Source organism: Pseudomonas sp. B7 (assembly GCF_016735645.1).
GTDB lineage: Bacteria > Pseudomonadota > Gammaproteobacteria > Pseudomonadales > Pseudomonadaceae > Aquipseudomonas > Aquipseudomonas glycinae.
In genome coordinates, this window is the sequence record NZ_JAERRE010000004.1 from 104,567 (window position 1) to 117,023 (window position 12,457).

Annotated in this window: 12 protein-coding genes; 7 read left to right on the plus strand and 5 right to left on the minus strand. The window is 62.2% G+C overall.

Translation table 11 applies throughout. From position 1 onward, the window contains the following. The first annotated feature begins 41 nt into the window (after window positions 1-41). From JKA62_RS11455 to JKA62_RS11470, 4 genes are all read left to right on the plus strand, one after another. The gene (locus JKA62_RS11455; RefSeq protein WP_201817843.1) at window positions 42-2,468 is read left to right on the plus strand and encodes a TonB-dependent siderophore receptor; all 2,427 of its coding nucleotides are present in this window, start codon (window positions 42-44) and stop codon (window positions 2,466-2,468) included. Between the two features lie 73 nt (window positions 2,469-2,541). Next, entirely contained in the window at window positions 2,542-3,672 is a 1,131-nt protein-coding gene (locus JKA62_RS11460; RefSeq protein WP_201817846.1) for a PepSY-associated TM helix domain-containing protein, read from the plus strand. Further along, window positions 3,669-3,848 carry a hypothetical protein gene (locus tag JKA62_RS11465; RefSeq protein ID WP_085697754.1) on the plus strand — a complete coding sequence of 60 codons (180 nt, stop codon included), beginning with the start codon at window positions 3,669-3,671 and terminating at the stop codon, window positions 3,846-3,848. Before JKA62_RS11460 ends, JKA62_RS11465 begins: the two co-directional genes overlap by 4 nt. Before the next feature lie 64 nt (window positions 3,849-3,912). After that, window positions 3,913-4,542: a glutathione S-transferase gene (locus JKA62_RS11470; RefSeq protein ID WP_041475616.1), complete on the plus strand. Its 630-nt coding sequence runs from the start codon at window positions 3,913-3,915 to the stop codon at window positions 4,540-4,542. 87 nt (window positions 4,543-4,629) lie between these two features. Here JKA62_RS11470 and creD read toward each other — a convergent pair whose 3' ends face one another. Next, on the minus strand, window positions 4,630-6,000 hold the full coding sequence (gene creD, locus JKA62_RS11475; protein WP_201817849.1) for a cell envelope integrity protein CreD: 1,371 nt from the start codon (window positions 5,998-6,000) through the stop codon (window positions 4,630-4,632). Between the two features lie 167 nt (window positions 6,001-6,167). On the opposite strand from creD, the gene JKA62_RS11480 reads away from it, so the two are divergent. Continuing rightward, window positions 6,168-7,178, plus strand: a complete 1,011-nt coding sequence (locus JKA62_RS11480) for an acyltransferase family protein (protein ID WP_201817852.1) — start codon at window positions 6,168-6,170, stop codon at window positions 7,176-7,178. A 24-nt stretch (window positions 7,179-7,202) separates the two neighbouring features. Here the strand turns inward: JKA62_RS11480 and creC are convergent, their stop codons facing one another. From creC to rloA2, 3 genes are all read right to left on the minus strand, one after another. Then, on the minus strand, window positions 7,203-8,621 hold the full coding sequence (creC, locus tag JKA62_RS11485; RefSeq protein ID WP_201817854.1) for a two-component system sensor histidine kinase CreC: 1,419 nt from the start codon (window positions 8,619-8,621) through the stop codon (window positions 7,203-7,205). Beyond that, window positions 8,621-9,301: a two-component system response regulator CreB gene (creB, locus tag JKA62_RS11490; protein WP_007959816.1), complete on the minus strand. Its 681-nt coding sequence runs from the start codon at window positions 9,299-9,301 to the stop codon at window positions 8,621-8,623. Before creB ends, creC begins: the two co-directional genes overlap by 1 nt. Before the next feature lie 73 nt (window positions 9,302-9,374). Then, window positions 9,375-9,878, minus strand: a complete 504-nt coding sequence (gene rloA2, locus JKA62_RS11495; protein ID WP_011336265.1) for a retropepsin-like aspartic peptidase RloA2 — start codon at window positions 9,876-9,878, stop codon at window positions 9,375-9,377. Window positions 9,879-10,053: 175 nt separating this feature from the next. Between rloA2 and JKA62_RS11500 the strand changes: the two genes are divergently transcribed. Next, the gene (locus JKA62_RS11500) at window positions 10,054-10,941 is read left to right on the plus strand and encodes an acyltransferase (RefSeq protein WP_201817857.1); all 888 of its coding nucleotides are present in this window, start codon (window positions 10,054-10,056) and stop codon (window positions 10,939-10,941) included. Window position 10,942: 1 nt separating this feature from the next. Here the strand turns inward: JKA62_RS11500 and JKA62_RS11505 are convergent, their stop codons facing one another. Next, complete coding sequence (locus JKA62_RS11505) at window positions 10,943-11,500, minus strand: DUF2780 domain-containing protein (RefSeq protein ID WP_011336267.1); 558 nt, start codon at window positions 11,498-11,500, stop codon at window positions 10,943-10,945. Window positions 11,501-11,648: 148 nt separating this feature from the next. Between JKA62_RS11505 and JKA62_RS11510 the strand changes: the two genes are divergently transcribed. After that, on the plus strand, window positions 11,649-12,422 hold the full coding sequence (locus tag JKA62_RS11510) for an anti-sigma factor (RefSeq protein ID WP_236676521.1): 774 nt from the start codon (window positions 11,649-11,651) through the stop codon (window positions 12,420-12,422). The last annotated feature ends 35 nt before the right edge of the window (window positions 12,423-12,457 follow it).

Genomic DNA, 12,457 nt, shown 5'->3' on the forward strand with positions numbered 1-12,457 from the left:
ACACAGGCAATTGAGAAATATTTCCATTCAGGAGCCGCCGTATGTCCCGTTCGCTAGACACCTTGTTGCGCCCCAGTTTGCTGGCGGTCGCCATTGCCCTCTGCACCCCGCTGGCCAGCAGCCAACTGATCGCCGCTGAACAGGCGTCGAGCGTACGCGCCTACAACCTGCCGGCGGCTCCGTTGTCGACCACCCTGAACCAGATCGCCAGCCAGGGCGGCCTCACGCTGTCGCTGAACCCGTCGCTGGCGGCGGGCAAGACCTCGGCGCCGGTCAACGGCCAATATGACGCGGCCGGCGCCCTGCGCGCGGCACTGCGCGGCACCGGTCTGCAACTGGAACAGAGCGGCGCCGGCACCTACACCCTGGTCGCCGTGCCGGAAGGCGTGATGGCCCTGCCGGAAACCTCGGTGATCGGCGTGGAAAACTATGAAAGCGCCTGGGGCCCGGTCGAAGGCTACACCGCCACCCGCACCGCCGCCGGCACCAAGACCGACACCGCGCTGGTCGAAGCGCCGCGTTCGATTTCGGTCGCCACGCGCCAGCAAATGGAAGACCGAGGCGTGCACAGCCTCGATGACGCCGTGCGCTACATGCCGGGCATCACCGCCAGCAGCTATGGCAGCGACACCCGCGCCGACTGGCTGCGCGTACGCGGCTTCGAACCGACCCAGTTCCTCGACGGCCTGCCCCTGCCAAAAGGCGTGTACGCCAACCCGAAACAGGAAACCTGGAACCTCGACCGCCTCGCCCTGCTGCGCGGCCCGGCCTCGTCCGTCTACGGCCAGACCCCGCCGGGCGGCCTGCTGGACATGGTCAGCCGTCGTCCGAGCGATGTGCAGAGCAGCGAAATCCAGCTGCAATACGGCAGCGACAACCACCGCCAGATCAACTTCGCCAGCACCGGCAAGATCGATGACGCTGGCCAGTTTCTCTACGGCCTCAGCGGTGTGGTACGTGACAGCGGCACGCAGATCGACCACGTCGACAACAAGCGCTACAACATCGCGCCGAGCCTGACCTGGAACATCGACGACGACACCAGATTCACCCTGCTGACCCAGTTCACCCGCGACGATACCGGCATCACCAGCCAGTTCCTGCCGGTGCAGGGCACCAAGATCGACATGCCGTTCGGCAAGGTTTCCCATCACAAGAACCTCGGCGATCCGGACTGGGAATACTACGACCGCACCTACTACGCGTTGGGCTATGCCTTCGAACATCGCCTGAACGATGTGTGGCAGTTCAAGCAGAACCTGCGCTACACCAAGTCGGATCTGTCGTTCCAGGGCATCACCGTCGGCTCCTACCCGTTCACTCAAGTGGACAATGACGGCAACGTCGGCCGCACGACCACCATCGTCGACGAAGACATCAGCCAGTTCGCCGTGGACAACAACTTCCAGGCCGACTTCGCCACCGGCGACATCCGCCACACCCTGCTGCTGGGTCTGGATCACCAGCGCAGCAACACCAACTACACCTCGATCTTCGGCAGCGCGCCGGAGATCAACGTGAACAATCCGATCCATGGTCAGCCGATCGTGCGTCCGGCGCGCTCCACCGCGTTCTATGACTACAACCAGAAGACCTACCAGACCGGCCTCTACGTTCAGGACCAGATGGCCCTGGACCAATGGCGCCTGACCCTGGGCGGTCGTGAAGACTGGGTGCACACCAGCACTCAATTCATCAACAAGGGCGACGCCACCAACACCCAGCGTGACAAGGCGTTCAGCGGTAACGCGGCGATCAGCTATGTCTTCGACTCCGGTTTCGTGCCGTACCTGTCCTACGCCGAATCGTTCCAGCCGACCACTGGCGCCGACGCCTCGTCGACCGAATCGCTCAAACCGACCGAAGGCAAGCAGTGGGAACTGGGCATCAAGTACCAGCCACCGGGCAGCAAGACCCTGCTGACGGCGGCCGTGTATGACCTGACCCAGAAAAACGTTTCGGTCAGCTCGTTCGTCAACGGCGTATCGATCACCAGCCAGACCGGCGAAGTGAAGGTCAAAGGCCTGGAGCTGGAAGCCGTCTCCGACGTCACCGATAACCTGAAGGTCATCGCCGCGTACACCCTGGCCAAATCCGAAGTGCAGAACGGCGCCGACAAGGGCAACCGCCTGCAACTGATGCCGAACCAGCAAGCCTCGCTGTGGGCCGATTACACCTGGCACAGCGGTGTGCTCGACGGCTTCGGCATCGGCGCCGGCGCGCGCTACACCGGCAACACCTACGGCGACAAAGCCAATACCTGGCTGGGCAAGGCGGACGCGTACACCGTGTTCGACGCCGCCGTGCATTACGACCTCGGCCGTCTGGACAACAGCCTCAAAGGCGCGTCGCTGGCACTCAACGCCACCAATTTGCTGGACAAGGACTACATCTCCACTTGCGACAGCTTCTACTGCTACTACGGCGACCAGCGCAGTGTCGTCGCCAGCGCCACTTACAAGTGGTAAGCGCCTGAGCTGAACAGGCCCTGCAACCAGGCCGTCCCTCGTGGACGGCTTGGGTGTTTTTGAAGGTCATGAAATGAAAAGTAAAACAATTCGCCGCTGGTCCTTCGTCCACACCTGGACCAGCCTGATCTGCACCGTGTTTTTGCTGCTGCTGGCCCTGACCGGCCTGCCGCTGATTTTCCATCACGAGATCGACCACCTGCTGGGCGATGCGCCCGAGTTGCGGGTGATGCCGGCGGACACGCCGCATCTGAACCTGGCGCAACTGGTCGAAGCGGCGGAAAAGCATCGGCCCGGCGAGGTCGTGCAGTATTTCGGCTTCGAAGACGACGAGCCGAATGCCGTGCTGACGATCATGGCCAGGACCGCCGGCACCGAGCCCAATTCCTCGCACACCTTCATGCTCGACGCGCGTACCGGCGAAGCCCTGGAAATGCCGTCGGCCAACGGTGGGCTGATGCTGTTCATCCTGCGCCTGCACGTCGACATGTTCGCCGGGCTGCCGGGCAAGCTGCTGCTGGCTTTCATGGGTTTGCTGTTCGTGGTCGCGATCGTGTCCGGCACGGTGTTGTACCTGCCGTTCATGCGCCGCTTGAAGTTCGGCACCGTGCGCCAGGACAAGTCCACCCGCCTGCGCTGGCTCGACCTGCATAACCTGATCGGCGTGGTCACCTTGACCTGGGCGCTGGTGGTCGGCGTGACCGGGGTGATCAGCGCCTGCGCCGATTTGATCATCGCTGCATGGCGCAACGATTCGCTCAACGCCATGATCGCGCCCTACCGCGATGTCCCGCCGCTGATCCACCTCGCCCCGGCCACGCGACTGCTGGATTTCGCCAACGAAGTCGCACCGGGCATGAAACCGGACTTCATCGCCTTCCCCGGCACCCGTTTCTCCAGCGAGCACCATTACTCGGTGTTCATGAAGGGCGGCACCCACCTGACCTCGCACCTGCTGACCCCGGTGCTGATCGACGCCAGCACCCTGCAAGTGACAGCGGTGGCAGAGCGACCGTGGTACATGGACGCCATGGGCATGTCGCAGCCGCTGCACTTCGGTGACTACGGCGGCATGCCGATGAAAATCCTCTGGGCCACGCTGGACGTGCTGACCATCATCGTCCTCGCCAGTGGCGTGTACCTGTGGGTGGTGCGGCGCAAGGCCGCGAAACCGGTGTTGGAAACGGCAGAGGCCGCTGCATGAAACCGCGTCAGTCGAATTTCTGGAAAGTCTTCAGCACGCCGCTGGTGATCGCGCTGCTGAGTGCGGCGGGCCTGTTCGCGGCGCTGCTGGGCGACGGGATCTGGGATGGCTTGAGCTGGATTGGTCTGGGCGTTCCGGCCGCCATTGCCCTGCGTGGATTGCTGCAACGCCGCTGAACGGCTTGAGCCTGACGGGCAACGCGCTATGCTGCCCGTCTTGCCCTTGACCGAGACCCTGCCAATGTCCGCTCCCAGCATGACCCTGTTCCACAACACCCTGTCCCCGTTCGTGCGCAAAGTCATGGTGCTGTTGCACGAGACCGGCCAGCAGGATCGCGTCGCGCTGCAGGACTGCGTGCTCAGCCCTGTCAGCCCGGACGCCGCGCTCAACGAAGACAACCCGCTGGGCAAGATCCCGGCCCTGCGCCTGGCCGACGGCAATGTCATCCATGACAGCCGGGTGATCCTTGATTATCTCGACCACCAGCACGTCGGCAACCCGCTGATCCCCCGCGACGGCTCGGCCCGCTGGCGGCGCCTGACCCTGGCCTCGATGGCCGACGGGATCATGGACGCCTCGGTCATGGTGCGTTACGAGCAAGTGCTGCGCGCCCCGGAAAAACACTGGGACGAATGGCTCGAAGCCCAGCGCGAGAAGATCCGCCGCGCCCTCGCCTTGCTGGAGCGCGACGCGATTGCCGAACTGACCTGCCACTTCGACGTCGCCGCGATCAGCGTGGCCTGTGCACTGGGTTATCTCGACCTGCGCTTCCCGGATCTGGGCTGGCGTGACGCCAATCCGCAACTGGCCAACTGGTTCTTTGAAGTGAGCCAGCGGCCGTCGATGATTGCGACCATGCCGAAGGCTTGACGCACCGGGCGGGAGGCAACGAGGCAAAGATCAGCGTCATCAACACCTCGGCCTCCCGCTGCTCCTCACGCAATCCCACAAACCGGCTCATTGCACCGCTCCGATATCGAATTCCAGCGGTTTGGCCGGTTTCTGCCCGATCCCGTACCAGTCCAGATTGCGGGTCAGCACCATGAACACACCGAGCAGACCGAACAGCAGCAGCGAACCCATCAGCAGCGCGTAATCCTCGGCGCTCAGCAAGCCGTAGAGCAAACCGTACAACGCCGCCAGCCCCGCCGAAAAACTCAAGCCATGCCGCACGCTGCGCAGCACGTGGCAGACATAGAACCCGATCAACAGCACGCAACCGCTGGCCGACAACAGATACGCCAGGGCAAACCCGATGTGCTCCGACAACGACAGCAGCAACAGATAAAAGAACGCCAGCGCCACGCCCACCAACGCGTATTGCACCGGGTGCACCGCCAGGCTTTTCAGCACTTCGAACAGGAAGAAACCGGCGAACGTCAGGACGATGAACAGCAGCGCATATTTGATCGCCCGGTCGCTCTTCAGGTATTGATCCACCGGATCGATGAAGCTCACGCCGAAACTGCGCCCGTTGAACGCCTCGCAATCGTTGCCCGACACGCAGCGGCTCATCGCTTCTTGCAAATTGGTGGAGAAAAACGAGGTCTGCCAATCGGCGGTGAAACCCTGATCGTTGATCTCGCGTTTGGCCGGCAGAAAGTTGCCGATGAAGCTTGGGTGCGGCCAGTTGGCAGCGAGGTTCACCCGACTGGTCTTGCCCACCGGCAGCACCTGCAACGAACCGGTGCCTTGCAGGCGCAGGTCGAAGCCGAAGGCCAGTTCCGTGGTTTTGCTGGTGTCCAGCGCCGGCAGTGTCACTCGCACACCCTCACCCAGCCAGCCGACCTGAGTGCCAGGCACGAAGTCCAGGCGTTGCGCGCCGAGTTCCAGCTTCAGGGCATTTTCGATCCCGCGAATGTCGCTGATGCCGACCGCCAGGAACGGCGCATCGAAGGTGTAATCGGCAAAATCTTCCTTGATCCCCAACTGCGCCGGCAGCGAGAAATGGCCACTGATACGGTTATCGGCATGGAACAGCCGCGCCTCGTAAATGCCCCGGGCGCGCAGTTCGGTCTGTACCTGGCCATCGAGTTCAAAACGCTCCGGCAGGAAATACAGGCGTCCGCGCTCTTCTCCGATTTCCTGGTAGCGCTCGTCGCTCTTCTCTTTGGTCTTCCAGGTGCGCACCACTTTGCGATACGGCACAACCATCACCGGCCCGCTGAGTTGCTGGCTGTAGCTTGAGCTTCTGGCGATGTCTTCGAGCACACCGTCACGCAGTTGCTGGCGATCGTCGATGATGCCGTCGATCATCAGCAGCGGCACCAGCAATACCAGGATCAGCAGGGCAATGGCCCCGAGTTTGAATGTCAGATTTCGGTTCATCGGAACGCTCCCTTGTTGGAATGGAGCGAGTCTGCAAACGCTGTATGGATTTGTTATGGAGGTTGTGTGGGCTTTACGTGGAAATACCTGTAAAACGCTTTTCCACAAAAGCTACCACCCGCCCTTCCGGGCACCGACGGACAAGACTGGAATAAAGGACTATCGGATTGCGCAACAACTCATTTGATCTGGTCAGGCACGTTGCCGCGATATTGGTACTGGTCAGCCATCACTTTGCCCTGAGCGGATTGCAGGAACCGGGCATCACTGGCTACAACTCGCTGGGTGGCATTGCGGTCATTGCCTTCTTTTCGATTTCCGGCCTGCTGATCACCCACAGCTTCCTCAACGCCAAGGGCATCACTGACTATCTGAGCAAACGTGTCGCGCGGATCTTTCCGGCGCTGATCGTTTGCGCCTTCCTCATGACATTTGTGGCCGGTGCGGTGTTTGCCGACGGCTATGTGACGAGCCCCGCCGCCCTGATCGATTTCCTGCGCATCTCGCTGTTCGGCCGCGCGAACATCGAGCCCGTCACTGACGGGTTTATCTTCAGCGAGTCGTTCAACGGCAGCCTCTGGACGCTGAAAATCGAATTCGCTTTCTATCTGCTGGTGGCGGTGGTGCTGAGTCTGCACCGACGGGCGACGGCAGCGGCTGCTTTGCTTGTGTTGTTCTGTGTGGCGACCTTTGTACTGGGCAACGGCCCGGCTACCGCACTGACTCAGAAACTGGCGGTGTATGGATGTGCCGGCATCGCATTTTTTGCCGGATCGCTGCTGGCCTTCTACAAGCAACTGCTGGGCGACAGACGCCGATTGGCAATCATGCTGGCGGTCTGTATCGGGATTGCTTCGCTGGCGATCGGGACACCGATGGCCGGGGTGATCGTCACTCTGTGCGTCTGCCTGGCCACCCTGGGTGTCGGCCTGCTCTACGTCGATCGCACCATCCGCGGTCGATTCGACCTGTCCTACGGCATCTACCTGTATGCGTTTCCCGTCCAGCAGTTGGTGATCAACAAGACATCGCTGACGTTCGTACCGTCCATGATGCTGTCGGCGCTGATCGTGATCGTGCTGGCCATCGCCTCCTGGCACTGGGTCGAGCGACCGGCGCTGCAATGGGCGCATCGCCGAAACAAGGCTCGACTCAACGAGGCCGCAACGCCGTCCTGAGCGGGCGACGGTTTGCCGGGCGGGTCACGGCAGTTGCACCTGCACCTGCACGCCGCCTGCGAGGTTCTCGATGCGCAGAGAACCACCGTGCAACTTGACCACTTCCTCAACGAAATTCAGCCCAAGCCCTGTGCTTTTGCGCCCGCTGTCAGGACGCGGCAATGAGTAAAAGCGCTCGGTCAGACGCGTCAGCGCGTAATCGGGAATGGCCGCGGCCTCGTTGAACAGACGAAACACAATCTCCTCGCCAACCCGCTCGGCATCGAATCGCAACAAGCCCTTGGCTGGCGTGAAGTCCAGCGCGTTTTCCAGCAGATTGCCCAAGGCCTGGCGCAGCAGAAACGGCTCGCCGAGCAACGCCAGATCGGCGGGGATGGCCCGTTCGATTCTCAATTGCCGCCCTGCAATCCGTGCGGTCTGTGCCTGCAAGACTTCATCGACCAGCGCCACGAGCGGCACGGCGACGCGCTCTTCAAGACCCTGACGCTGCTCCACCTGAGCCAGATCGAGCAGGCGCTCGATCAACTGCTGCATCCGAGCACTTTCACTGTCGATGTTGCCGACAAAACGCAATCGCTGATCCGCCGACATCTCGTCCTGCAACAACTCGGCGGCACCACGAATGGCGGCCAGCGGGCTCTTCAATTCATGGGTCAGGGTGTGCACATAGCGCTCGACGTAGGCCTTGCCTTCGAGCTGGGTGCGCATCTGCTCGACGGCGGTCGCCAACTGCTCCAGCTCGCCGCCGCGATAGTGCGGCACCGCCACCCGACGACCCTCGCTCACGGCCTGGGCGTACACGGTCAAGCGGTGCAGCGCGCGGCTCAGCCACCACGACAGCACGGCGCCGAGCAGCAGGCCGAGGACGATCAATCCGGCGCCGTAACCGAGCAAGCGGCGCTCGGTGCGATCGACATAGGGTTGCAGTGAACTGTTGGGTTTGGCGACCGTGACCACGCCGATGATCGCGCCGTTGTCGCGGATCGGCGCGCCGACGTGCATCACTGAAGAATTCGGATCATTCGGGTCACTGCGGCTGGAGCGTGCGCCGTATTCACCGCGCAGGGTCAGGTAGACGTCGTTCCAGCGCGAGTAGTCCTGACCGACCGCAACACCGCTGGAGTCCAGCACTACGATGCCCTTGGCGTCGGTAACGTAGATCCGGTGGTTGACCTGGTTTTTTGCCAGGCCCCAGATCGTCGCCTTCGGCTGGCGTTCGCCATAGGCGCGAAGCAGCTGCGGCCAGCGATTCTGGTTGAGGGTGCCGGCCTTGAAATCGTCCCGCAAGATTTCTGCCATCAGGTTGGCGGTGTCGACCAGGGTTTCTTCGGTGGACTGGCGCACGCCCGGGCGGATTTCTTCCATCACCGTGTTGAGCACGAAATACCCGGTCAGGCCGATGAACAGGACGTACACCAGGAAAATCCGCAGCCCCAGCGACATCAGCTGTGCCCCGGACTGTAGCTGTAGCCGAGGCCGCGGTGGGTCTGGATCGGCTCGGCCTCGGCGCGTACGAGACGCAATTTGGCGCGCACGCTTTTGATATGGCTGTCGATGCTGCGCTCGTATCCGGCATCCGCCGCCACGCCCAACGCATCGAGCAATTGCTCGCGGCTGAATACCCGCTCGGGTTGCTCGAGCAGGCATTGCAACAATCGGAATTCATGGCGGGTCAGGCTCAGGGGCTGGCCGCGATAGCTGATCTGCACGCGTTCGGGATCGATGCGAAACAGCGCCGAGGATGCTTCGATGACCGGGCGTGGCGCCATGCGCTTGAGAATCGCCCGGACCCGGGCCGCCACCTCTCGCGGTGAAAACGGTTTGACGACGTAATCGTCGGCTCCGATTTCCAGGCCCACCACCCGGTCGATTTCGGCATTGCGCGCGCTGAGGAACAGCACCGGTACTTCACTGAAGCGACGAAGCTGTTTACAGGTCTCGAAGCCGCTGATGTCCGGCAGGCCGATGTCGAGGATGATCAGATCGGCCGGAGTCTGACGCTGATGCTCCAGCGCCGCCGCGCCCAGGCTCAGCCAGGTCGTGGTGAAGCCCTCGCCCTGCAAGGCAAAAATCAGCGTGTCGGCAATCGCCGCTTCGTCTTCGACAATCAGGATATGAGGCATGGCGTCCGAGCCTGTGGGTTAAGTGCGCGAACGGTGCCCCAAGCCCGGCGTTACGTCAATGAGACCACTTGGTTTAGCAGTCCGGCTTGTCCGCCGTGAAGCGCCGCGCCGGGTTCACCGCCGCGCCGAACTCGCGCAGGGCCTTGGCACCGATCAGCAACGGGTAGTTGAAGTTGCTGCGGTCGGTCAGGTTGACCTCCACGGTACGCTTGACGTCGCCCAGGCACAGCTCCAGATCGACTACCGGGCGCTTGGCCACTTCGGTGCTTTCGCCCTCGTCTTCTTCATCCGAGCGACTCTTGATCTTGCTGATCCGCGCAATCTTGTGCTCGTACACCTTGTTGCTGGCGTCCTTGGTGGCCAGACGGAAACGCACCCAGTCTTCGCCGTCGCGTTTGAACGTCTCGATGTCCTTGGCCGACAGCGAGGCGGTCAGCGCGCCAGTGTCCATCTTGGCCTTGAGCACTTCGCCGCCGATTTCCGGCAGTGCGATGTATTCATAGCGTCCGTAAAGGGTCGGCTCGGCTGCCAGGACCGGCAGGGCGACGAGGGAAAGCAGTGCAAGGAGGGATTTCACGTAAGGGGCTTCCTTGGGAAATGGGGGCGTCAGACGCGAGATTTTAGACCGTTGTTCGCATGAACGTTCCCGGCAGGTTATCGCGCCACAGGTGAAACATTCGTCACCGGCGGATTTGGCCTGCCGGCCGAAGCCACTTATCATGGCGCGCCCATCCGTTTTCCAAGAGTTGCTTATGCGCCGCCTGCTCACCGGCTGTTTCGTCACCCTGCTGCTGTTGTCCAACACCCTCGTGCTGTTCGGCCCGCTAATGGTGTTCGCCCTGCTCAAGCTGATCCTGCCGGGGCGCTTTCGCGACTACGCTTCGTGGGCGGTGATGTGGATCGCCGAAACCTGGGCGGAAATCGACAAGCTGATCTTCCGCCTGTGCATCCCTACCCAATGGGACATTCGCGGCGGCGAAGACCTGCGCAGCGATACCTCCTACCTGGTGATCAGCAACCATCAGTCCTGGGTCGATATCCCGGCGCTGATCCAGACCCTCAACCGGCGTACGCCGTTCTTCAAGTTCTTCCTCAAGAAAGAGCTGATCTGGGTGCCGTTCCTGGGCCTGGCCTGGTGGGCGCTGGATTACCCGTTCATGAAGCGCTACACCAAGGCGTTCCTGGCGAAGCACCCGGAACTGGCCGGCAAGGATCTGGAAATCACCAAAGCCGCCTGCGAGCTGTTCAAGCGCCAGCCGGTGACGGTGGTGAATTATCTGGAAGGCACCCGTTACACCGCCGCCAAAAGCACTCAGCAGCAGTCTCCGTTCAGTCACCTGCTCAAGCCCAAGGCGGGCGGCGTGGCGTTCGTGCTGGCGGCGATGGGCGAACAGCTGGACGCGATTCTCGATGTGACCGTGGTTTATCCACAGCAGAAGATTCCGGGGTTCTGGGACCTGATCAGCGGCAACGTGCCGCGCGTGATCATCGACATCCAGACCCGCGAGCTGGATCCGGCCCTGTGGCAGGGTGATTACGAAAACGATCCGGTGTTTCGCGAAAAGGTCCAGAACTGGGTCAACCAGCTCTGGACCCTCAAGGATCAGCGCATCGCCGAACTCAAGGGCGAGCGCCGCTGAGTCAACCGTTGGTGCCGGTGCCCCAGATGCTGCCCAGGCTTTGCAGCAACGAACCGCCGACACCCTGCTGACCGAGGTATTGCAGGAGGATCGGGGCAAACTGGCCGACCATCCCGCTGTCCATGCCCAACGCACCAAAGGCGTTGTTCAGGTCATTGGTGTCCTTGACGTTGCCCAGCGCATTCTCCAGCCCGGCGGACTTGCCCGAAGAGCCGAGCAAGCCGCTCAGCGCCGCCAGATTGCCAGCGCCGCCCGACAGCTTGTCGATGCCCGGCACTTCCTTGGCCAGCTCGGAATAGTCCGTGTTGCTCAGCTGGTTCTTCGCCAGTCCCAACATCGCACTGGTGCCGCCGACCGCTTGCTGCGGCGTGACGTTCAGCGCGCTCAAGGCACTTAACAGACCGGCGGTTTCCGAGGTCGGTGCCGCGGCGGCGGCCTTGTCCCCGCCCTGCATGCCCGATACCGCACCGGCCACGTCATTCAAACTGAAACCGGCAAACACCGGCCCTGCCGCCAGGGTCAGGAGCGATGCCAGGGCAAAACCGCGTGAAATCTTCATTCAGACATCCTCTTGTGGCATGAAACCCTTCGTCGACGAAGGGGAAAACTGCCGGTTTGACCGAGTATCCGCCGGCATGTTCCGAGCGTAGCGCATCCATTCTGAACCCGGCCGCGTATATGAAACGTGAAACCCCGGATACCCCATGATGAATGGCACGAGCGCTGTAGCTGAACGAGCCTGTGAACTACCCGAAACCAGCGCCTGCGCTGTCTGGAGACTTGTCATTCCCCTCGCCGACACCGATCTGCTCCGGCAACTGCTGGCCCAGTGCTCACTGGGCGACCGCCGTGCCTTCGAAACGCTGTACCGCAGCATTGGCCCGCGCTTGCACGGTGTTGCCTTGCGATTCATGGGGCGCCCGGATCTGGCCGAGGAAGTGTTGCAGGAAAGCCTCGCCAGCCTCACCGAAACGTTGCCGGAGGTTCCGGTGCCGGAGCGCGTGTGGCATGGCGTTACCGCGCGGATCGAACCGAAAGTACTGCATGTGCCCGAGAAGCGTCCGTTCTGGAACTGGCTGCGGGTGACGGCGGCACTGGCCTCAATCGTGGTGCTGGTGTTCCTCGGCTCGCTGTACACCCACGACGATGCCCGCTACCGCGCCACCCTGCTGAGCGCCGACGCGCAACCGGCGCTGAAGGTCGAGGCGCATGATGATTACCTGCAAGTCGAACCGCTGACATTGGCGGCTGTCGATCCTCAGCGCAGTCTGGAGCTGTGGGCGATTCCGGCTGATGGCAAGCCAATTTCCCTGGGCGTGATCCCGGCGGGCGGCAAAGGCAAGGTTGAATTGAGCGACGCGCAGAAGGCGCTGATAGGCAAGCCGATTGCGTTGGCAGTCAGTCTTGAGCCGAAGGGTGGATCGCCGACCGGGCAGCCGACGGGGCCGGTTCTTTATCAAGGAGCGTTGGCGGCGTTGTAGCCAAATCGAATATAAAAGACCCCAATCATTGCTAA

Coding starts and splice junctions, on each gene's coding strand:
- JKA62_RS11470 (WP_041475616.1), top strand. CDS start 3,913: ATGTCCGCTCCCAGCATGACCCTGTTCCACAACACCCTGTCCCCGTTC.
- JKA62_RS11500 (WP_201817857.1), top strand. CDS start 10,054: ATGCGCCGCCTGCTCACCGGCTGTTTCGTCACCCTGCTGCTGTTGTCC.
- creC (WP_201817854.1), bottom strand. CDS start 8,621: ATGTCGCTGGGGCTGCGGATTTTCCTGGTGTACGTCCTGTTCATCGGC.
- JKA62_RS11465 (WP_085697754.1), top strand. CDS start 3,669: ATGAAACCGCGTCAGTCGAATTTCTGGAAAGTCTTCAGCACGCCGCTG.
- JKA62_RS11455 (WP_201817843.1), top strand. CDS start 42: ATGTCCCGTTCGCTAGACACCTTGTTGCGCCCCAGTTTGCTGGCGGTC.
- JKA62_RS11460 (WP_201817846.1), top strand. CDS start 2,542: ATGAAAAGTAAAACAATTCGCCGCTGGTCCTTCGTCCACACCTGGACC.
- JKA62_RS11510 (WP_236676521.1), top strand. CDS start 11,649: ATGAATGGCACGAGCGCTGTAGCTGAACGAGCCTGTGAACTACCCGAA.
- creD (WP_201817849.1), bottom strand. CDS start 6,000: ATGAACCGAAATCTGACATTCAAACTCGGGGCCATTGCCCTGCTGATC.
- creB (WP_007959816.1), bottom strand. CDS start 9,301: ATGCCTCATATCCTGATTGTCGAAGACGAAGCGGCGATTGCCGACACG.
- JKA62_RS11505 (WP_011336267.1), bottom strand. CDS start 11,500: ATGAAGATTTCACGCGGTTTTGCCCTGGCATCGCTCCTGACCCTGGCG.